Source organism: Streptomyces sp. PR69, from assembly GCF_026420845.1.
GTDB lineage: Bacteria > Actinomycetota > Actinomycetes > Streptomycetales > Streptomycetaceae > Streptomyces.
Genome location: NZ_JAOWCB010000020.1, coordinates 29,359 through 50,396, shown reverse-complemented (window position 1 = coordinate 50,396; position 21,038 = coordinate 29,359). Strand labels below are relative to the sequence as shown.

Below are 21,038 nucleotides of genomic sequence, written 5' to 3'. Positions count from 1 at the left end.
GAATCTCGAATGTCTGGCGTGTACGGCGTGCATCGCGTGTAGGGCGTGCATGGCGTGTCTGCTGTTTCTGGTGCATGGGATCCGCTCACGAGGACATCAGCCTCCTTGATGCCTGACCTGGGGGAGTCAGAGCTGAGTGCTCAGCCAATCTCAACGCGCGCTGCTCAGCCAGTGATGGAATCGGTCAGAATCCGCTCCAGATCGCGGGCGCCGACGTCCCTCGGACAGCACACCAGCAGCCGCTGCTGTTTGAGCGCGCCCTCGACGAGCGCCGGGAGATCCTTGCGCGAATAGCCGAAGCGGGACAGGCCAGTGGGCCCTTTGGTGTCCGCCACAATGCTCAACAGGGTGGCAGGGAGCACATTCGCGCCATTGGCCATGGTGATGCCGTTGAGATTCGCTCCCAGCAACTCCGCGGCGCGTAAATGCCGTTCCGGGGAGGTCGGATAGGTGAACTCGAATGCGGCGGCCGCGGTGGCCACGACGGCGGAGCCGTGCGGGACCAGCGCGTGGCCGGCCGGGTAGCCGTCCGGTCGGTAGTCGCGGACCAGACCGGCGATCGGATACGCGCAGGCGTGCGGGATATGGGTGCCGGCGTTGCCGAAGCCCATCCCGGCGAAGCACGCCGCCTGGCTCATCCCCGTACGCGCCTCCAAGTCGTACGGGTTGAGCACGGCGCGTCTGAGGTGCCGGCCGACCAGCCGCAGCGCCTGTTCCGCCCAGATGTCGCTGATCGGGTTGGCCCCGACGTACAGCGGGCGGTCCGCGGGCGTGGGATACGGCGGACGGCGGTCATAGGCGCGTGCCGTGTAGGACTCACAGGCGTGGGTGAGGACGTCGTACCCCGAAGACGCCGTCACGGCCGGGGGAAGCGTGAGGGTGTTGGCGGGGTCGACTACGGCCAGGGAGGGAAGGAGCCGACTGTCGCTGATCCCGGTCTTCACCCGCAGTCCGCTGACGCCGAGCGCCACCATGGCGGTGCACTCGCTTCCGCTGCCGGCCGTGGTGGGCACCGCCACCAGCGGCTTCAGCGGTCCGGGTATGGGGGCGCCGGCGCCCACCGGCGCGTTCAGATAGTCGCGCACCCCGCGGCCGGGATGGCTGAGCAGGAGATTCACCATCTTGGCCGTGTCGATCGAACTGCCGCCGCCCAGGCCGATATAGCCATCCACGTCGAGGGAGGACAGTTCCGCGGCCGCCTGTTCACAGCTGGCGTCGGTGGGCTCGACGGCGGACCGGTCGAAGACGGATACCGAGATCCCCGCCTGCTCGATGGATTTGGCCACCCGGGAGGGGAGTCCCAGAGCGGCCAGCGAGGGGTCCGTCACCAGCAGCACTGAGCGAATGCCGGCCCGGGTCAGCTCATAGCCGATTTCCCGGGTGGCGCCGACGCCGAACTTCAGCGGTGGCGCCTGCCAGCCGATGATCTTCTCGTGGTCTGGCGTGTTGTTGCCCAGTAACGCAACCGGCTCCACCGTCTGCCCTCGCTCTCGCAGTTGGACTCAGCGATCCGACCAGGAACAACAGGTTCGATCAAGGTGCGGGTGTCGGGGTCCGAGGCCGCGGGGTGCGTGGTGTGGGTGGTGTGCGGGTGTTCAGGCGGGATTCCGCGGCGGACTGAGGATTGACTCTAGTTGACGGTGCTTCGTCCCCGACATAGGACTGTTGTCCTATGCGGTCGTCAAGGACCTACGGCCTATGGGCTGCGGGCTGCGGGCTACGGGCTACGGCCCATGGGTCACCGGCTAGACCCGCTCCACGCTGAGCCGCGACTCGATCTCCTTCACCCGCGCCGTATCGGCGTCCACCGCCTCCTGGCTGGGCCCGCCCAGGATCACCCACCCCAGACTGGTGAAGAGATCCTCCGTGCAGGGCACCAGATCACCCGAGGCGTACGGGGTGCCGAGCCGGTGGAACGTCTCCAGCTCCTCCACCGCCCTCAGCGCCTCGGCGTTGCGCAGGATGCCCTCCCGGGGGCTCGACAGCCACACCACCCGGACCGGCTGGAGGATCTCGTAGCCCGGGGTGAAGGAGCCGTCCAGGACGTGCCGGACCGTGCGGTCGATCTGGGAGTCGCCCGTGGCCAGCCTCGCCGAGTACTGGAGGCAGCTGCCGGCCAGCCTGGCGGCGATCTCGATCAGCCGCGGCCCGTCGTCCGTGAGGACGATCTCGGTGTGGGTGCAGCCGTTGCGCACGCCGACCGCCTCGGCCACCCGCCGCGTGTACGCGCTCAGTTCGCGGGCGACCGGGTCCTCGGGCGGGAGATAGTCGAGGGCGTCATAGATCCCGATGCGGTCGTTCTTCGCCGACTTGCTGTAACGGGAGACGGAGACCACTCCGAACGCGCCGTCCACCGAGTAGGTGTCGACGATGTACTCCGCTCCCTGCGCGAACTCCTGCACCAGCACGGTGTCATTGCGGATGTCGAAGCGGTTGACGGAGCCGAGGAGGCGGTGGAAGTACGGCTGCCAGTCCTCCCCCGCGGCAGCCAGGTGCACATCGTCCGTGCCTCCGCTGCGCCGGGGCTTGAGCACGAGCGGACGGCCCTCAAGGCCGCAGTCGCCGATCCATGCCGCCACCTCCCGGGGGTCGGCGGTGGCGATCTGCCGCAGATGGGGGATGCCTGCCTGCGCCACGGCCCGGGCCATGGGCCACTTGTCCCGGCGCGCCTCTGACAGTTCGAGCACATTGCCCGAGCCCGGCATCAGCTCCGCGACCAGCCGGTCCACCAGCATGACCGCGGACTCGTTGCCGGGGACGACGGCGACGGGGTCATAACTCTTCACCGTGGCCAGGAGATCGCCGAAGTCGCCGTCGAAGAAGTGAGTACGGAGGAAGGTGTCCGGCGCCCAGGTGCGCCGGTAGGAGTCCAGCGGCGCCGGTGTGCTCAGCACGGCGACGGGCTCGATGCCCCGCGCCCGGAATGCCTTCGCGTACTCGGCCGCACCGGAGTAGGGGTCGACGAGGATCACATGGCGTTGCATGGCAGTTCCCTTCTGGTGGTGCCACGGCACTCGGAACGTATGTGTGCAGGGCTGCGGGCCTGCTGACTACTGACCGCTGATGACCGCTGACAGCCTCTGATGCATGACGCCGCCTCATCTCTCGGCCGGCGTTTCGGCGGGGCTCGCGGAGCCGGCGGACTCCTTGGAGTCCTTGGAGTCCTTGGAGTCCTTGGAGTCCGCGGGTTCAAGGGGGCGTACGCCGAACCATGCGGCGGCCACCGCGAGCAGGCCCACGGCCCCGCACCCCAGCCACAGCCCTTCCTCGAAGCGGTTCCAGAGCATGACCCCGACGAAGGGGCCCAGCGCCGTGCCGAGCCCGTACAGCGAGTTGGACGCGCCCAGATAACGGCCGCGCAGGTGGGGCGGGCCCGCCTGGGCGGGGTAGGCGAAGAAGAGGGTGGGATAGCCGACGATCTCGCCGAGCGACCAGACCAGTGTGGCGATCACCAGCGCGGCCAGGCCCAGCGGCAGGGCGTACAGACTCATTCCGACGCCGGTCAGCGCCACGCCCGCGACGACCGCGATCCGGGCGGGCCAGCGCTGCACCACCTTCGCCACCAGCAGCTCGCAGGTGATGACGAGAAAGCCGTTCAGCGCGACCAGGACGGCGTACACCGTGGTGCTCATGCCCAGGTGGCGGACCGTCAGCGGCAGGGTCGACACATACTGGATGTAGATCATGGAGCTGGCGAACATCGCCACCAGGAACAGCAGATAGCGGCGGTCCGCCAGCACGGTCAGATAGCTGGCCTTGCGTGCCTTGGCCGCCCCTTCCGGAGTGCGGACCGCGCCGCCCGGGTCGCCTGCGGACACATCGGCCCGGTCGGCTCGCTCGGCCTGCTCGTCTTCGCCGGAGCGGTGTCCGTGGGGCAGGGTGGCGGCGGCCACGGCCGCGAACGCCAGGATCGCGAGGGACTCGCCCCAGAAGAGGAAGTCCCAGGACACCTGGACCAGGGCCGCGCCCAGGAGCGGAGCCGCCGTGGTGCCCAGATTGATCGCCAGCCGCACCATAGCGAAGATCATGACTTGGCGTTCCGCGGGAACGAGCTGGCTGATCATGCTGGTGGACGCCGGACGGTACGCCTGGCTGAGCGCCCCGCCGACGCCGATGACCGCGAGGATGGCCAGATAACTGTCCAGGTAGAGCACGGTCGGCAGCAGCAGCGCCGAGGTCACCAGGGTCGACATGATGGTCAGCCGCGGGCCGACCCGGTCGGACATCCAGCCGCCCGTCAGCACACCCAGGACCGTCCCCGCGCCGTATACGCCGAGCGCGCCGCCGGCCTGCGCCGCGGTGAAGCCGCGCTGGGTCATATACAGCACCATGAAGACCTGGACGAACCCGCCGAGCCTGTTCACGGCCGTGCCGACCAGCAGGGACTTGACGGCTGTCGGCGCCTCGCGCCAGACCTGCTTCACTCCGGCATGAGCGGCCTTCGTGCCCTGTGTCGCGTCTGAAGCATCTCCTGCGTCTCCCGACGTGGTGGACGTATCGCTACTCGCCATACGGTCACTCTGCGATGGAGATCGCGGACACAACAGTGGCAAGACCGACCGGGAACCACGAATTACTGCCATGCGTACGGCGCATGGGCGCGCCGTCGCCGCTCCTCCCTCGCCCTCCCCCGTCCTTCCCTGCGGAAATCTGAGTCCATGGGCCCAGACTTTCCGGAGGGGACCATCGTCCTATGGTGCGGAACAACTCCCGGAAGCCAGAGTGATTCCCACGGCGAGGCCCGGCCGTAAAAGGCCATGACGGGAGTGAACATGTCGGTACAGATTTCCATCGACCCCGGACGCTTCAGCCAGTTTGGCGAGGCCACTGGCAGTACATTCTGTCTGGTCACAAATCCCGAGCTGGTCGACGGGATCGAGGTGGTGAAGACCGCCTCCTACGATCGTTTTCTCACGATTCCCATGGGTACCGGAGACCGCTTCGAGGATCTGCTCGAGAAGAACATCCCGGAACCGTCGCACGTTCTGGTCATCTCTCCGTACCGATTCTTTGAATCACCCGACCCCGCACTGGTCGGGCAGCGGAAAATCATGGGGATGGCGTGCAATTCGACCCCCACATCACTCGAAGAGATCCGGCATTTCCTCGGGGTGATGGAGCGGACCTCGGCCGCCGAACAAGAGGCGTTCTGCGATACGTTCTTCGAGATCGCGGAGGAGTCGGAACACCTCGCGTACGTCGATCCCGTGCACGGCACCCGCGCGGTCCTCGACCATCTGCGCGACGGCCTGGTGTGGAACCAGCAGGCCGGGCCGCTGGACTGGGGCGACCAGCAGATCGTGCCATCGGGCGAGGTGAGCGTGCTGCCCGTGGAGATCCGGGAGTTCGACGAGGCGCTCAAGCTGCCGCTCGAAGGGGAGATCACCCTCCGCGGCTACCCGATCCTGCACAACGGGACCCCGTCCTTCTCCCGTGCCGACCAGGCCCGTGTGCACTCCCGGCTCTGGGCGATGAAGGACAACGCGATCAAGGCGACCGTCGTGGACGGCAGGATCACCGCCCTTGAGGCGCTGGACGCGGGGGCCGCGCCGGCCGTGGAAATGCTGGAGCACATGTTCGCCGTCGACTCCCGCTACCGCATCGTCTGGGAGATCGGCCACGCGCTGAACACCTCGCTGGACATCCTGCCCGGCAACCACGCCATGAACGAGGTGTACGGAGGCACGGAGGGCTGTCTGCACTACGGCCTCGGCCTCACCCCGTACACCCAGTACCACCTGGACATCATCTCGCCCGACACGCGCGTCCTGAGCAGCAATGGGCTCGCGCTGATCGGACACCCGGACCGCCCCACGGTGGAGAGGGTCGTCACCGCTGACCAAGCGGCTGAGGGTCAGTGAACCGCCGCCGGGGTGAGCACAGAAACCGCTGCCGACAGGAGGTGAAGGGCATGAAGAAGATCAAGGTTCAGAAGAACCGCAACTACCTGGGCACGCTGCTCGGCTGAGTGGGCTGAGCACACCGACCCGCGGCAGGGCGCTGCACAAGCCCTGCCGCGGGGTTCCCGCCATGTGCTGTCGCAGAGCAGAGCAGAGCCGAGCCGAGTGTGCATCACGTCTGACGTCTCAAGGAGTGCTGTCGTGTCGTCGCCGCTGGAACTCACCGCGTCCTCTTTCGGCCAGTTCGGCGAACCGGCCGGGACCTTCTGTCTGATCACAAGTGAGGACGGCGGCGACGCCTTCGCCCTGCCCGCGGAGGCGGGCGGGCATTCCGGCTACTCCGACACCCTGCGGCTGACGCTGCCCGCCGGACGGAGCCTGGGCGAACTGCTCGCCCAGAGCGTGCCGCCGGACGCGCATGTGCTGGCCGTCTGCCCAGGCCGGTTCCTCGACTCCCCGTCACCGGAGCAGCTGGGCAAGCGCAAGCTGGCCGTCCTGCCCGCCGGGTCCACCCCGCTCACGATCGAGCATGTGCGGTACTACCTGCGGTCCGCCGCCGAGACCGACGCCGGCCTCCAGGCCAGGACGGCCGACGACTTCTTCGAGCGGGTCGGGGCGAGCGAGCGGCTGACGATCGTCGACGACTCCAGCGGGAGCGAGGCGGAGTTCGACCACACCGCGAGCGAGTGCGTGTGGAACCAGCAGGCCGGGCCGCTGGAACCGGGCGAGCAGCAGATCTTCCCGCCCGGCAAGCTCAGCGTCACGGCAAACGAGATCACCGCCTTCCGGTCCGACGCACGGCTCATCGGGCTGAACGGCGAGCTGACGCTCCACGGATGGCCGATCGTGCACCGCCACGCTGACCCCGCGGACGCCGCCGGCCAGCAGAAGCTCTTCGAGGCGCTGTCGGCCGTCGTCTCGCACCCGGTGACCCTCCGGGTGGCCGCCGGAGCCATCGAGCAGATCACCCCGCAGACCTCAGGGGGCCGGCCCGCAGCACAGGCGCTGCAGCGGCTCCTCGACGACGATCCGCGCTACCGCGTCATCTGGGAGCTGGGCTTCGGCATCAACGCCGCCACGGAGGTCATCCCGGCGAACTGCGGCCCCAACGAGGTGTACGGAGGCCCGGCCGGAGCAGTGAACCTGGGGCTGGGGATCACCCCGACCACACGGTTCGCCCTGGCCTTCCTCTGCCGGCGCAGTTCGCTGCTGACGGCGGACGGTTCCCCGGTGCTGGGCGCCCGCAAGGCGGTGCGGCGGGGCCGGATGCAGCGAGTCTCCAGCGCCGGCTGCGGATGCCACTGACGACACGCCGCCCGAACCGTACGCGCGTCACCCCGCACGCGCCGCCCGGCCCCGTACGCGCCGCGTCCCTGCCCCTGTGCGCGTGCCACAAGCCCCGAGCACCGAACCCCGAGCCCCGAGCCCCCGAGCCATCGGTTGCACCAGGAGGGAAGCAGACCATGACGACCAGCCCCGATCTGCGCCGGCGAGTCGACGCCATCCTCGACTCCTTCATCAAGGACTTCTACGAGACCGTGCCCTTCGCCCGGCACCAGAAGGACGCGGCCGAGCTGAACCTCGAGTACTACAAGCGGCACAACATCGAGACCATCCTGCGTCTGCGCCGCAAGCGGACCGTCGACGCGCTCGCCATCAAGTACTTCACCAAGGTCGACCCCGTCCAGGCGAAGGCATGGGCGCACTACACCGACGACGAGATGCTGCACGACCGGCTGTTCGCCGCCGACCTCGCGAAGGTCGGCGTCAGCAAGGAGGAGATCTACTCCACGGAGCCGCTGCTGTCCACCAAGCTCCTGACCGGCTATCTCCAGTACGGCATGGAGTTCGAGGACAGCCCGCTGGCGCTGATCACCAGTGTGTACTTCGTCGAGTATGTGACGACCCGTACGCAGCCGGACTGGCTGGACAACCTGGAGAACGTCCTCGGCCGGGAGCATGTGAAGGGCGCCAGGGCCCATGTCAACACCGACCTCGACGACGATCACGACGACTTCGTGTGGCGGGTGATGGCCACGCTGATCTCCGGCGAGGAGGACGAGAAGAAGGTCGTCGAGCATCTGAACCACATCTACTGGCTGTGGAAGCTCTACTTCGTGGAGCTGCACCAGCTGACGGTGCTCGGCAAGACGGACCCGCAGATACCGCTGCCCAGCTCGGCGGACGTCTGAGAGGGCGGCGCGGTGCGGAAGACCGGGCACCGGACGCCCCGGCCGGACGGACGCAGAAGCGCCGAGGTGCTGGCGCTGCCGCCCGGCCGGGAGCTGCCGTCCGGGACCGGGACTTGGATCGTCGACGGCCTGGTGAAGACCATGCCGGGCCTGCGGATGCGGGAGCTGTTCGCCCTCCGGCGCGACATGCTCGCCGAGGCGGAGTACATCGTCGTCGGGGTGGACCGGGAGCGGGACCGCGCCGTCTCCCTGCTGACGTCCCGATGGGCGGAGCTTCCGTCGGGACGGCGGTGTCTGCATGTCATGGTGCAGTTCGTGGGGGACGCGTACCGCCACGGTTCGGTCTTCGGCGAGAGCTGGTCCGCCCACTTCGCCCGGCTGCTGGCCGACGGCCGCCCGTTCCCCGAGGTCATCGCGCTCAAGACGTACAACCCCGTGGTGCACTGCGCGATGGCGGCCTTCAGCGGGCACCCCGACATCACCCTGTATCCGGACCTCGCGGGGCGGCCCGGCTCCGGTGCGGCCCCGCTCGCGGCGGAAGTCGCCGGCGCGCTCGCTCCCGGCGCGCCCTTCGACCCGGTACGGGGCGTCCTGCGCGGCATAGGACGGCCGGTGGACCTGTACCGGGAACGGCCCATGAGTTACGCGCCCGAGGCGAACGCCTACTTCGCGGCGAACGCGGCTCCGGGCGACAGGGTGCTGTGCCTGCTGCACGTCCCCACCCGGGCCGGTGCGGACTCGATCCTCTCCGCCCTGGGCGTGCCGCTCCCCTCGGGGCGCGTCTGACAGACCCATTCCTGCCGACGGCCCCCGGCCCTGACTCTGGCCCTGCCTCCGGCCCTGGCCCAGGAAGCGAGAGACCGCGATGGCCTACGCATTTCCCTTTGACTACGCCCAGGCACGCAAGGAGTTCCTGCACGCCGCCGACTCCGCGGGCGCCCGGCTGCGCACGTTTCCGCTGCCCGGGCGCCGCGGCCCGGACGGCGGCGAACTCCGTGTCGACACGGCGTACCTCGGGCCCGCCGCCCCGGCGACGCTGCTGGTGACGGTCTCGGGCACACACGGCATCGAGGGGTTCTGCGGCTCGGCCTGCCAGACCCGCATCCTGCTGGGCGAGGGCATGGCACAGTCGGCGGCGGCCCGGGGCGCCGGCGTGCTGCTGGTCCATGCGCTCAACCCGTACGGCTTCGCCTATCTGAGGCGCGTCAACGAGGACAACATCGACCTCAACCGCAACTTCGTCGACCACAACCGCCCGCCGCACAACGACCCGTACGACCTGGTGCACTCCGCCCTCACCCCGCAGGGCGACGACGCCTTCCACGCGGCCGACGTGGCCGGGGCCCTGACCCGGCTCCGCGACCGGCTCGGCCCGCAGACGCTTCAGGAAGCCGTGACCCGCGGCCAGTACCGCCATCCCGACGGCCTGTTCTACGGCGGACGCGGGCCCTGCTGGTCACAGCGGGTCTTCCGAACGATCGTCGCCGACCAGATCGAGGGATCCGGCGCGGCGCACATCGGCTATATCGACCTCCACACCGGCCTCGGCGAACGCGGCCTCGGCGAACCGATCTTCCGCGGCGGCCGGGACGCCGACGCCTACCGGCGGGCCCGCCGCTGGTACGGGGACGCGCTCACCGCGTCGGAGAAGGGCACCTCCTCCTCCACCCCGATCGTCGGCAACACGGCGACGGCGGTCGCCGACGGCCTCGCCCGCGACCGCCGGCTCACCGCCATCACCCTGGAGTTCGGCACCCGTCCTGGCCCGGAGGTGCTGCTCGCGCTGTGCGCGGACAACTGGCTCCATCTGCACCGCGAACCGGCGGACGCCGCACGGTCGGACCTCAAGACGCTGATCCGCGCGGCCTTCAGCCCGGCGGACGACGAAGAGTGGCGCACCAGCGTGTTCCGGCGCGCCCGCGAAGTCTTCACCCAAGCGCTCACCGGCCTCGCGGCGGACGCGGCGGACCGCGCGTAGCACTCGTCGACGGCCGGCCGCCGCCGGCCCGCACTCGCGATGTGGTGTGCTGACCCCCATGGATGGTGCTCTCTCGGCTCTCATCGCCGTCTTCGGCACGGTGCTGGGCTCTACGGTGGCGTATCTCTTCCAGCGGAAGACGGCGGCGCGGAACGAGGGTTTCGCCCATCGGCAGCAGTTGCGGGCGGAGCGGATGGCCGTCTACAGCGACTTCGCCGGGGCCGTGACCGAGTACCGGCGCAGCCAGTACGACCGGTGGCACCGCACGGACGAGGACCCGGAGGGCCCTGCCGCCGGGGAGGCACGGCGGGAGTCGTACCGGCTCAAGGGGGCCGCGCAGCACGCGATGTTCCGGGTGCGTCTGATAGCCGGCTCCACCGCCGTGGCAGAGGCCGCTCGCGCCGCTCTCGACGCGGCGTCCGGCATGCATGAGGCCTCCGGCAGGACGCGGGTGCGCGACAGCGGCGACGAGGCCAGGGAGGCCGTGGAGCGCTTCGTCTCGGTGGCCTCCCGCGATGTCCGGTGACCCGGCACCCCCGCCGGAGGGCTCAGGGCTGCAGCCGCTCCACCCGCCAGACGCCGTCGCGGCGTGTGTACCTCAGGCGGCGGTGGAGGCGGTCGGAGGCCGCGCACCAGAATTCGGCGGTCTCGGGGGTGAGGAGGTAGCCCGCGAAGCGGTGGGGGCGCGGGAGGGGGGTGGCCGGTGCGGCGAGGCGGTGGGCCTCGGCGCGCAGGGCGGCGGGGTCGGTGAGCGGTTCGGACTGGCGGGAGGCCGTGGACATGGGGTGCAGCGGGGTGGGGCGGGCCGTCCACAGGGCCTCCGACTCGGCGGCGGGCAGCTCCGCCGTGGGTCCTGCCAGGGCGATCTGCTGTCCCGTCTCCCGCCAGTAGAGCAGCGCGGACGCCCAGCCGGTTGCGGCCAGCTCGCCGGCCTTGCGGCTGGTGGTGTGGGTGGTGAACACCAGCCCTCGGGGCCGTACTTCTGTGATCGTGACGATCCGGGACGAGGCACGGCCGCGGGCGTCGGCGGTGGACAGCGCCGTGGACAGGGGTTCGCGCACGCCGCGTGCCGTGGCTTCGGCGAGCCAGCCGCGGAAGAGGTCCATGGGGTCGGGCGGAGGACTGTCGTACTCGGGGAAGGGGAGGTCGGTCTCGCCGCTGAGGGACTCGAATCGGCTGGTGTCCGCGGTCACGGGGCTCCCTTCGGTACGCATGGCTTCTGGCGTACCAGGCGGCGGGTGCAGCCCGGTCGAGAGCACGTGGAGTGATGCGCCGCCGCGGTGTGTGCCGCGGTGTGTGCCGGGCTATGCGCTGCGCTTCCGCGACCGCTGGGCAGTCTTCTTCGCGGGGGCCTTCTTGGCAGCGGTCTTCTTCGCGGCGGCCTCCTTGGCGGCCGTCTTCCCCGCTGCCGACTTCTTGGCGGCGCTTGTCCTGGCAGGGGTCGTCTTGGCTGCTGCCGTCTTCCTGGCGGCGGGCTTCTTCGCCGCGGCCTTCCTGCGCGAGCCGATCGGGGTGACCTCCGCCTCCTCGCCCCGCGCCTCCTTCGCCGCCCTCACACTGCCCTCCAGCGCCGCCATCAGATCGATGACCTTGCCGCCCGGCTCGGCGGGGGCGGCCTCCGGGGCCACCTCGCCGCCCTCTGTCTTGGCCGCGATCATCGCCTCGACGGCTTCCCGGTAGTCGTCGTGCAGCGAGTCGAGGTCGACGTCGCCGAGCGTGTCCATCAGGGCGTCGGCCAGGTCGAGTTCGGCCTCCCGCACGGTCACCTCGGTCTCCGGCGCGACGCCCACCGGCTGCCGGATCTCATCCGGCCAGAGCAGGCCGTGCATGGCGATGACGTCGTCGACCACGCGCAGCATGCCCAGCCGCTCCCGCCCGCGCAGGGCGTACTTGGCCACCGCGACCTTCTGGCTGCGCTTGAGCGCCTCACGCAGCAGGGTGTACGGCTTGGCCGCGGGCACGCCGTTGGCCGAGAGGTAGTACGCCGCGTCCAGCTGGAGCGGGTCGATCTCCGAGGCCGGGACAAAGGCGACGATCTCGATCGTCTTGGCCGTCGGCAGCGGCAGGGAGGCCAGATCCTCGTCCGTGATGGGGATGATCGTGCCGTCGGCGTCCTCGTACCCCTTGCCGATCTCGGCGGCGGTGAGCTCCTTGCCGTCGAGCTCGCATACCTTGCGGTAGCGGATCCGGCCGCCGTCGGCCGTATGGATCTGACGGAAGGCGATGGAGTGGCTCTCGGTGGCGTTCACCAGCTTGATCGGGATGCTGACCAGGCCGAAGGAAATCGCGCCGTTCCAAATGGATCGCACGTTTCATCCCTTCCATCCGTTGATGTGTGAATCATGAGATTCTCATCGTATGACGCCGATCACAGAGGTGGCGGGGCGGCGGCTGACGCTGAGCAATCTCGACAAGGTGATCCACCCGGCCACCGGGACCACCAAGGGCGAGATCCTGCATTACTACGCCACCGTGGCGGAGGCGCTCGTCCCGCATGCCGCCAACCGCCCGGTGTCCTTCCTCCGCTACCCGGACGGGCCCGACGGCCAGCTCTTCTTCACCAAGAACCCGCCGCCCGGCACCCCCTCGTGGGTGCGGACCGTGCCCGTCCCCCACTCGGACGACCCCCGTGCACGCCAGGTGGTCGTGGAGGATCTGCCGTCGCTGATGTGGGCGGCGAACCTGGTGGTGGAGTTTCACACTCCGCAGTGGCAGGCCGATGCTCCGGCCGTGGCCGACCGCATGGTCTTTGACCTCGACCCCGGTGCGCCCGCCGCCGTCCCCGAGTGCTGCCGGGCGGCGCTGTGGCTGCGGGAGCGGCTGGCGGCCGACGGACTGACCGCTTACGCCAAGACGTCCGGCTCCAAGGGGCTGCATCTGCTGGTGGGGCTGGAGCCGACGCCGTCCGAGGAGGTCTCCGCCTATGCGAAGAGCCTGGCTGTGGAGGGCGAGGCGGCGCTGCCCCGGCTGCTGCTGCACCGGATGAAGCGCTCGCTGCGCCCGGGGAAGGTGTTCGTCGACCACAGTCAGAACGCCGCGGCGAAGACCACCGCGGCCCCCTACACCTTGCGGGCACGGCAGGAGCCGGCCGTCTCGACGCCCGTGACCTGGGAGGAGGTCGAGCACGGCCGGGAGGGCGGGGAGCTGGCGTTCCTGCTGGGCGACATCGCGGAACGGCTCGCGCGGCACGGGGATCTGCTCGCACCGCTCCTCGACCCCGGCCGGGCCGGGCGGCTGCCGGGCCGGGCGGGGAAGGCGGGGAAGGCGCGCCAGCCGGGGAAGCCCGGGAAAGGCGGATGACGCCGGGCGGGCGGACGGCGGCACAGCCGCTGCGGCCGCCGCTGAAGGTCGCGCTCGCGGAGCCGGTGAGCGAGCTGCCGCGCGGGCCGGGGCTGGCATACGAGCCGAAGTTCGACGGCCACCGGATGGTGATCTTCCGGACGGCTGACGAGGTGGCGGACGGAGCGGCTGACGGGGCGGCCGGCGGGGCGGCCGGCGGGGTGCTGCTCCAGGCCCGCTCGGGCCGGATCGTCACCGCCGCCTTCCCCGATCTGGCCGAGGCGGCGCGGCGGCTGCCCGTCGGCACGGTGCTGGACGGCGAGGTGGTCGTGTGGCACGAGGGGCGTACGGACTTCGCAGCGGTGCAGCGGCGGGCCGCGGCCACCCCGGCCAGGGCGCCCGCGCTGGCGCGTCGGCTCCCCGCCTCGTACGCCGCCTTCGATCTGCTGGCAGAGGCGGGCCAGGATCTGCGGCCGCGGCCGTACGGAGAGCGGCGGGCGCGCCTGGTGGCGCTGCTCGGGCCGCTGGGGCCGCCGCTCCAGCCGGTGCCGATGACCCAGGACGCGGACGAAGCGGGGACCTGGTACGACAGGCTCCCGGCGGTCGGCCTGGAGGGGCTGGTGGTCAAGCGCCTGGACGAGCCGTACCGCGGCGGGGTGCGCGCCTGGCGGAAACTGCGGCACACGGACGCCCATGACGCGGCAGTGGTCGGCTTCACCGGTCCGGCCGCACGGCCGTCGGCCCTGGCGCTGGTGCTGCCCGACGACGACACACCGGTGCTGTCCGCCCCGCTGAGCCCCGCTCTGCGGGCCCAGGCGGGGGCGGCGCTGAAGGCTCCGGGCCGGGTGGGAGAGGACACGGGCACGGTGGTCGCGACCGGGCTGGGGGAGGTCGGCTACCGGGAGGTGCGGCCGGGGCTCACGGCCGAGGTGGAGCGCATCACGACCCGGCACACCGTCACCACCGTGCTGCGGCTCCGGCTGCCCGCGGATCTCGGTGGCCTGTGACCGTTCTCCCCGGCACCGGGTACACCCCGACCGCCGAGGACCTCGCCTCCGTCGAGAAGTGGTTCGCCGCCTATGACGCGGCGAGCGGCCGGCGCGACATGCTGGAATGTGCAACCCCGGCCTGGGGGCGGAGCCCCCAGTTGCGGGGAGGGGAGGGGAGGGGAGGGGAGGGGAAAACCAACCGCCCGTCACACCCGCAACCACGTCCGCCGGTCACGCGCCACCGCATACACCGCCTCGACGTCCGCCGGCTTCAGCACCCCACCCATCCGCGCCAGGCCCGGCAGCTCGCAGTCCCTCATGATCCGTACGTCGGACGGCGCGAGGCGCACCACGTCCAGCCGGGCCGCGCCCACCACGGCGAGGACCGGGCGGACGGGGGTCGTCAGGGCGTTGGCCGCGCGTGTGGCGCGGCGGCGGGTGAGCCGCAGCAGCGGGTCGGGGCGGCCGCGGGCCGTGCGCACGTACGGGTCGTCGACCCGGACCCGGGCGCGGCGGGCCCGGACGGTGTGCACCGCCAGCACGCCGCCGGGCCCCACGGCCAGATGGTCGACGCGGTCCGCGCCGGGCAGCGGCACGGAGTGCAGAATCCGCCATCCCGCGTCCGTCAGCCGGTCGAGCGCGCCGCCCACCTGTTCCTGGGCGGCGAGTTCGCCGCGCCGCGGGTCCCGCCGTGAGCGCCACGACCGGATCGGGTGACCCCCTGTCATCCGTACGGTCATCACCGATCGAATTCGGTCGACTTCTGTTGGGGATTCGGTGCCGTCGACGGCGGCCGCACCGGCATGTCCGGCGTCGGAATCCGGGTACAGCGCCTCTCCCGGGCGGTTGGGGGCGAGGTCGTCGTCGGGGTGGAGGGCCAGCCGGGCGAGGTCCGCGGCGGTGGGCACGGGCGGCGGGCCGATGCTCACCTCGCCCGCGAGATACGGCGCCAGGGCCTGGAGCACCGCGTCCCGTCTGCGGTCCGACACCAGGCTGACGCGATTGCCCGCCCGGTCGTACCAGGCGACGACGTCGCCGTCCGGCAGCGTCACATAGAGCCGGTCAAGGCCGCCCGCGCCCGACGGCGTCACCCGCAGCCGGCCGCCGCCCGGCCGCCCCGTCGTGCGCTTGAGCGGGTCCATACCCCATCACCCCCGACCATGGAACAGGCGCGACGCCATCGGGGCAATATCCGCGCGATGTCGGAGCGTTGGTGCACACTCTCCCCAAGCGCAAGGTTCTTGGGAGGGGGCAAGCGTGTTCGGGGGAATCGACGAGGTCGACTGGGCCTCACTGAAGCATGCGTACGGCCCGGCCGACGATGTGCCGGAGCTGCTGCGCGGACTCGCCTCGGCCGACCCCGCCGAGCGGGAGAAAGCGCTCGACGGGATGTACGGCGCCGTGCACCACCAGGGGGATGTGTACGACTCGACGCTGGCGTGCATCCCCTTTCTGCTCGAACTCGCCGCGGCGGACGCCGTTCCGGACCGCGGCGGCGTCATCGAGCTGCTCACCAGCATCGGCGGCATCGACTTAGACGGAGACGACGAACTGGACCCGGAGGACGAGGAGTTCGAGTGCGCGGCGAACTACGCGATGGCTGCCTCCGCCGTCACCGCGGGCGCGGATGTCTTCCTCGGCCTGCTTGACGCCGACGACAGGGGCGTGCGGCTCGCCGTCCCGGTGGCCCTGGCCACCCTGCACCCCGACCCCGCGAGGGTGCTGTCGCTGCTGCGCACCCGGCTGGCCGTGGAGCCGGACGCGGAGGTGCGGTTCGCCTGCGTCGAGGCCGGCGGGCGGATCGCGCTGCGCCATGGGGAGCTGGCCGCTGAGGTGGTGGACTGGCTCTCCGGACTGACCCGGGTGGCATACGACGCGGGGCTGCGGCTGGCCGCGCTCGCACAGCTCGCCCGCTGTGCGCCCGAGGCGCTGCCGCACACCGTCGTGCCGTGTGTGACCAGCCTGCTGCGCGAGCTGCGCGCCGACCCGGTGGTGATCGCCGTCCCCGTGGCCGAGCGGACTCCTTCGCCGTCCGCCGAGCGGTCGTCCGTAGCGGAACGGTCCGCCGCGCCCGAGCGGACTGCCGCATCAGACCGGTCCGCCGCACCCGAGCGGCTTGCCCCATCAGACCGGTCCGCCGCACCCAAGCGGCCTGCCCCATCAGACCGGTCCGCCACACCCAAGCGTCCCAGGCCGCACGAGCGTCCCGGACCACCCGAGCAATCCGGCCCGCACGACCGCAGCGCCGCGCACGAGCGGTCCCGCCCACAGGACCGGTCCAGCGCATGCGAGCGACCCGGCCCACACGGGCGGAGCGCCGCGCAGGAGCGGCGCTCACCGGTCGAGGGGCGGCCGCAGGAAAGACCCGAGCGGCCGGGGGCGCAGGCGCCCGACGAGCGCCCCACTTCGCCGCCCACCCTGCTGAGCGGGCTGCGGCAGGCGCGCGCCGCGGACACGGCCGGCCGCGGCGCGCCGCCCTGGACCGCGAATCTGCTGCGCATGCTCCACGCCGGCCTCGGCGACCGGGTGGACGACCGCATCGCGCTCCTGGCCGACCAGCTGTGCAGCCCCGACTGGGGGCAGCGGATCGACGCCGTGCGGATGAGCAGCGCCTTGCTGCGCACCTGGCGCGGCGCGTACGACGAACTGGTCGGCCTGATCGGGGAGCAGCTGGCCGACCCGGAGCCGCGGCTCGCCGAAGCGGCCGTGGACACACTGGCCGAGCTGTTCTCACTCGCCGCGCCGGCCGCCGACGCGCTCGCGGACCGGGTCGCCGCCGATCCCGCCGGATGGCTGCGGAGCTGGCCCGGCGGCCCCGTGGCGCTCGGCGGCGCGCTCACCGCGCTCGCCCGCACCGGCGACCGGCGCGCGGCGCACCCGCTCGCCAGGCTGCTGGAGCTGGCCGAGCCCCCGCAGGGCCTCGGCCATGCGCTGGGCCATCTGGGCGCGGCCGCCGGTCCGCTGGTGCCCGCGCTGCGCGCCCGGCTGGGCGCGCTGCCGCTGGACGACCGGCTGTACGACCGCGCCGCCCCGCTGCTGCACGCTGTCACCGCGCTGCGCGCCGCCGACGCGCTGCCCGAGGTGCTGCGGGTGCTGCGGGGCGCGCCCGAGCATCGCAGGGAGTGGGTGGTCGAGTGCGCGCTGCGGGCGCTGACCGCCTTCGGGCCCGCCGCCGAGGAGGCCGCCCCCGAGCTGCACCAGCTGCTGCGCGACCCCTCCCCCTCCCTGGCCGCGCTTGCGGCCCAGGCCGTGTGGGCCGTCGAGCACGACGCCGGGGCCGCACTGGGCGCGCTGCGGACGGCGCTGGAGGCATCCCAGCCGCTGGCCCTGCGCTCCGCCGCGGCCGCGCTGGGCACGCTGGGGCCGGCCGCCGCGGAGGCCGCCGGAGAGCTGGGCCTGCTGCTCCGCTCGCCAGAACCGGGGATCAGGGTGGACGCGGCACAGGCCCTGTGGCGGGTGACCGGGGACCGGGAGCGTGCCTGGCCGGTGCTGCTGACCGCCTGGGACGAGATGCCGCACACGCGGGTGCCGATCGCGGAGTGTCTGGCTGAGCTGCGTGCCCGGGGCGTGCAGCGGCTGCTGCTCGCCGAACTCACCGCCGTACGCCGTCATAACGCGCTGGACGGCGGGTACGGCAGCCATGACATCTTCGCGGACGAGAAGCTGCTGGCGCTGTGCCGGCGCGCACTGAGCAGTGGCTGACGCGCGGCGTCGCGAGCGGGGGCGCGGCGGTGACGGAGGCGACGGAGGCGACGACGCCGGGGACAAGCAGCGGTGACCGGATTGCGCGAGGTCTTATGCAGGGCTGTTACAAACCTGTCGAAGCTCCGCAATGGCTGACACTTAGCTTCTTTACTGTCATCTGCTCCGCACAGAGAAGTTGAGGATCCGCCGTGCACCCCGTCCGCCGCCGCAGCCTCGTCCGCACCGCCGTTGTGAGCGTCGCCCTCGGCGGGGCCCTGGCGGCGCCGGTCTGCGCCTTCGCCGCGGACGTCGCGCAGCCCGGGGACCTGGCGGGACCGGCCCCCGAGGCCGCGCCGGTCACGGTGGTGTCCGTCAGCGACGGCGCGTACGGCGACGACGGGCGGGGCGGCAGCGCCGGGACGCCGGACACGGGTGCGGCGACGGACGCCCACGCGGGCGTGGCGGGAATCTCCGCCGGGCGGGACACTGCGACCATGATCGCGGCAGGAGGCGGACTGGCCGCGGTCGGCGCGGCCGGGCTGGGCTTTGCGATGATGCGCCGAGGCCGAACGGACGACTGAGGAAGCCGACCCCATTGGACAAAATGGGACTTCCCGCAAAATAAGGTTGATGCGTAGGCTGATCATCGTCCGGTTCGCCGCCGGCCGTCACGCCGCCCCGTCCGCCGCCCGCTAGGAGTACGTTGAGCCCGAGCTCGCACCGCACGGCCTGCGCCGCACTGCTGGCTGCGGCCGCGGCCGCCGTGCTGTCCGCTGCGCTGTCCGGCTGCGGCGATGCGGGCGGGATCGAGAGCGCGGGCCCCACCCCGACCGCCGTCGGCCCGGTGCGCCTCTGGCCCGATCTGCCGCCCGTCACCTCTCCCCCGTACGACTTCGGCGAGGGCGAGACCGAGCGGGTGCCGGGCGTCTCCGTGCCCGGCGACGACGTACGGCGCGTCGACCCGGTGGCGGTCGTGCAGGCGGAGATCCGGGCGCACCCGGAGCAGTATTCGGGCGCGGACGGGCTGTACGAGGAAACGGCACAGCAGATCGCGGCGTGCACGGAGAAGCCCGAGTCCTGCCCCGTGCTGGAGCCCGCCTACTACCGCGATCTCACCGGGGACGGCAAGGAAGAGCTGATCGTGGGCATCACGATGCCCGAGCAGCAGACCGTGGTGCGCTGCTATATGCCGCAGAACGGCACGCTGATCCGGATCATGTCCACCTCCGACCAGCTGGTGAGCGTGGAGCTGGCGGACCGGGACGTGATCCTGCGGTCGGTCTCCGCGGGCATCCCCGGATACGAGTACCGCACGCACTGGTCCTGGGACGACCAGCAGCAGGCGATGCTGCCGACGCGCGACGAGATCGTACGGGTCAAGCCGTCCGCCCCCACCCCGCCGGACGACGCCGCCGGCCCTGCCGGCTCCCCCGCTCCCGGGAGCACGCCTGAGACCACGCCCGAGGCCACGCCCGGGGCCACGCCCGGGACTGCCTCCGGGGCTTCCCCCGGCGGCGCGGCGGGCACGCCATGAGACGGCCGCGGCTGCCCGCCTGGACCGCGACGCTGACCTGGAAGGCCGCGGTCTTCATCACCGTCATGTGCTGTGCGCTGGCCGCCCTGCTCGGCGCGCTGGTCCATGTGTCGGTGACCCGTCAGACGGTCGACCAGGCGAGGACGGAGGCGCTGTCCCGGCTGGAGCAGGCGACTCGCGCGTATGTCGCGGGCGAGCCGATGCCCCCGTACGCGGCGGTGGACCCGCCCGGACTGCCCGCCTCGCTGCGCGCGCTGGCGCTGCGCGGCGAACGCGGCACGCTGGTCGCCGACCACGACGGCAGCCCCGCCATGTGGGCGGCCGGGCCGGCCGACGGACGGGCGCTCGCCGCCCGTGTCGACTACACCCTCGCCGCCGAAACGATCAGCGGTCTCGATCAGGCCATCGTGGGTTCCTCGGTGCTGGCGATCGGGGCGACGCTGCTGGTCGGGGCGTTCGCCGTCACCCGCGTCACGCGCCGGCTGCATCTGACCGCGCAGGTGGCGCGGCGGATCAGCGCGGGCGATCTGGACGCCCGGGTGAACGACCCGCGCACCGAGGACCCGGCACGCTCCAAGGACGAGGTGGCCACCGTCTCCGGCGCGCTGGACACGATGGCCTCCTCGCTCCAGCGCAAGCTCCAGAGCGAACAGCGCTTCACCGCCGATGTGGCGCATGAACTGCGGACCCCGCTGACCGGACTGTCGGCAGCCGCCGAGCTGCTGCCGGAGGGACGTCCGGCGGAGCTGGTCCGCGACCGGGTGCGGGCCATGCGGTCGCTGACAGAGGACCTGCTGGAGATCTCCCGGCTGGACGCGGGCGGCGAAACCGTGGACCTGGACGTATACGAACTCGCGCCGCTGGCGGAGCGCGTGGTGCGGGCCTCCGGCACGGACACCCAGATGAGGGTCGTGCGCGAGACGACCGTGGAGACCGACAGACGGCGACTGGAGCGGGTGCTCGGCAACCTGATCGGCAACGCCCACAAGCACGGCCGGCCGCCGGTGACGCTGACCGTCGACGGCCCGGCGGTGACGGTCAGCGACAGCGGGCCGGGCTATCCCCGGTATCTGGTGGAGCACGGCCCGCAGCGGTTCCGCACCGAGGGCGGCGGCAAGGGACATGGCCTCGGGCTGACCATCGCGGCGGGCCAGGCCGCGGTGATCGGCGCGGAGCTGACCTTCGCCAATGCGCCGGAGGGCGGCGCGGTGGCACGCCTTGTGCTGCCCGAGTACGTACGGCTCGACGCCGACGGGCCCGATGCCGACGGCAACGATGTCAGCGGCCAGGGCGCCGCGGACGGCAGAGGGTCCGCCGACGGCCACTCCGGCGGCACGGCGTACGGCACGGGGACCGGCACGGGGACCGGCACGGGGACCGGCACGGGGACCGGCACGGGGACCGGCACGGGGACCGGCACGGGGACCGGCACGGGGACCGGCACGGGGACCGGCACGGGGACCGGCACGGACGGGGGCTGAC

18 protein-coding genes are annotated in these 21,038 nt (G+C 71.9%); 12 read left to right on the top strand and 6 right to left on the bottom strand.

Annotation, left to right across the window (positions count from 1 at the left end; all coding sequences use genetic code 11):
• Positions 1 to 164: 164 nt before the first annotated feature.
• The 3 genes from OF819_RS19580 to OF819_RS19570 all read right to left on the bottom strand — a co-directional run bounded on the left by OF819_RS19580 (position 165) and on the right by OF819_RS19570 (position 4,511).
• Complete coding sequence (locus tag OF819_RS19580; RefSeq protein ID WP_267244881.1) at positions 165 to 1,475, bottom strand: hydroxyacid-oxoacid transhydrogenase; 1,311 nt, start codon at positions 1,473 to 1,475, stop codon at positions 165 to 167.
• A 270-nt stretch (positions 1,476 to 1,745) separates the two neighbouring features.
• Positions 1,746 to 2,984, bottom strand: a complete 1,239-nt coding sequence (locus tag OF819_RS19575; RefSeq protein ID WP_267244880.1) for an ATP-grasp domain-containing protein — start codon at positions 2,982 to 2,984, stop codon at positions 1,746 to 1,748.
• A 114-nt stretch (positions 2,985 to 3,098) separates the two neighbouring features.
• Complete coding sequence (locus OF819_RS19570) at positions 3,099 to 4,511, bottom strand: MFS transporter (protein WP_267244879.1); 1,413 nt, start codon at positions 4,509 to 4,511, stop codon at positions 3,099 to 3,101.
• A gap of 261 nt (positions 4,512 to 4,772) precedes the next feature.
• Here OF819_RS19570 and OF819_RS19565 point away from each other — a divergent pair, with 261 nt between their 5' ends.
• The 6 genes from OF819_RS19565 (at position 4,773) to OF819_RS19540 (ending at position 10,596) form a co-directional block, all read left to right on the top strand.
• Positions 4,773 to 5,861, top strand: a complete 1,089-nt coding sequence (locus OF819_RS19565; protein ID WP_267244878.1) for a hypothetical protein — start codon at positions 4,773 to 4,775, stop codon at positions 5,859 to 5,861.
• Between the two features lie 240 nt (positions 5,862 to 6,101).
• Positions 6,102 to 7,205, top strand: coding sequence for a hypothetical protein (locus OF819_RS19560; RefSeq protein ID WP_267244877.1), 1,104 nt, complete (start codon positions 6,102 to 6,104; stop codon positions 7,203 to 7,205).
• A 158-nt stretch (positions 7,206 to 7,363) separates the two neighbouring features.
• Positions 7,364 to 8,092, top strand: coding sequence for a hypothetical protein (locus OF819_RS19555; RefSeq protein WP_267244876.1), 729 nt, complete (start codon positions 7,364 to 7,366; stop codon positions 8,090 to 8,092).
• A gap of 12 nt (positions 8,093 to 8,104) precedes the next feature.
• Positions 8,105 to 8,878, top strand: a complete 774-nt coding sequence (locus OF819_RS19550; protein ID WP_267244875.1) for a hypothetical protein — start codon at positions 8,105 to 8,107, stop codon at positions 8,876 to 8,878.
• Positions 8,879 to 8,957: 79 nt separating this feature from the next.
• Positions 8,958 to 10,070, top strand: coding sequence for a M14 family metallopeptidase (locus tag OF819_RS19545; RefSeq protein ID WP_267244874.1), 1,113 nt, complete (start codon positions 8,958 to 8,960; stop codon positions 10,068 to 10,070).
• Positions 10,071 to 10,128: 58 nt separating this feature from the next.
• A complete protein-coding gene (locus OF819_RS19540) occupies positions 10,129 to 10,596 on the top strand; it encodes a hypothetical protein (RefSeq protein ID WP_267244873.1) in 468 nt (155 codons plus the stop codon).
• 22 nt (positions 10,597 to 10,618) lie between these two features.
• Here OF819_RS19540 and phzG read toward each other — a convergent pair whose 3' ends face one another.
• Together phzG and OF819_RS19530 are read right to left on the bottom strand one after the other, a co-directional pair.
• Entirely contained in the window at positions 10,619 to 11,284 is a 666-nt protein-coding gene (gene phzG, locus OF819_RS19535) for a phenazine biosynthesis FMN-dependent oxidase PhzG (RefSeq protein ID WP_267244872.1), read from the bottom strand.
• 90 nt (positions 11,285 to 11,374) lie between these two features.
• The gene (locus tag OF819_RS19530; protein WP_267244871.1) at positions 11,375 to 12,379 is read right to left on the bottom strand and encodes a Ku protein; all 1,005 of its coding nucleotides are present in this window, start codon (positions 12,377 to 12,379) and stop codon (positions 11,375 to 11,377) included.
• A gap of 49 nt (positions 12,380 to 12,428) precedes the next feature.
• Here OF819_RS19530 and ligD point away from each other — a divergent pair, with 49 nt between their 5' ends.
• Positions 12,429 to 13,370 carry a non-homologous end-joining DNA ligase gene (ligD, locus tag OF819_RS19525; protein WP_267244870.1) on the top strand — a complete coding sequence of 314 codons (942 nt, stop codon included), beginning with the start codon at positions 12,429 to 12,431 and terminating at the stop codon, positions 13,368 to 13,370.
• Positions 13,367 to 14,356: an ATP-dependent DNA ligase gene (locus OF819_RS19520; protein ID WP_267244869.1), complete on the top strand. Its 990-nt coding sequence runs from the start codon at positions 13,367 to 13,369 to the stop codon at positions 14,354 to 14,356. The genes ligD and OF819_RS19520 overlap by 4 nt, the downstream gene beginning before the upstream one ends.
• Before the next feature lie 188 nt (positions 14,357 to 14,544).
• Here OF819_RS19520 and OF819_RS19510 read toward each other — a convergent pair whose 3' ends face one another.
• Positions 14,545 to 15,480 (bottom strand): nuclease-related domain-containing protein, encoded by a 936-nt coding sequence (locus OF819_RS19510; protein WP_267244868.1) that lies wholly within the window; start codon positions 15,478 to 15,480, stop codon positions 14,545 to 14,547.
• Positions 15,481 to 15,595: 115 nt separating this feature from the next.
• On the opposite strand from OF819_RS19510, the gene OF819_RS19505 reads away from it, so the two are divergent.
• The 4 genes from OF819_RS19505 (at position 15,596) to OF819_RS19490 (ending at position 21,037) form a co-directional block, all read left to right on the top strand.
• Entirely contained in the window at positions 15,596 to 18,040 is a 2,445-nt protein-coding gene (locus OF819_RS19505) for a PBS lyase (RefSeq protein WP_267244867.1), read from the top strand.
• A 191-nt stretch (positions 18,041 to 18,231) separates the two neighbouring features.
• Entirely contained in the window at positions 18,232 to 18,603 is a 372-nt protein-coding gene (locus tag OF819_RS19500; RefSeq protein ID WP_267244866.1) for a hypothetical protein, read from the top strand.
• Between the two features lie 122 nt (positions 18,604 to 18,725).
• Positions 18,726 to 19,556 carry a hypothetical protein gene (locus tag OF819_RS19495; protein ID WP_267244865.1) on the top strand — a complete coding sequence of 277 codons (831 nt, stop codon included), beginning with the start codon at positions 18,726 to 18,728 and terminating at the stop codon, positions 19,554 to 19,556.
• The gene (locus OF819_RS19490) at positions 19,553 to 21,037 is read left to right on the top strand and encodes a sensor histidine kinase (RefSeq protein ID WP_267244864.1); all 1,485 of its coding nucleotides are present in this window, start codon (positions 19,553 to 19,555) and stop codon (positions 21,035 to 21,037) included. Before OF819_RS19495 ends, OF819_RS19490 begins: the two co-directional genes overlap by 4 nt.
• The last annotated feature ends 1 nt before the right edge of the window (position 21,038 follow it).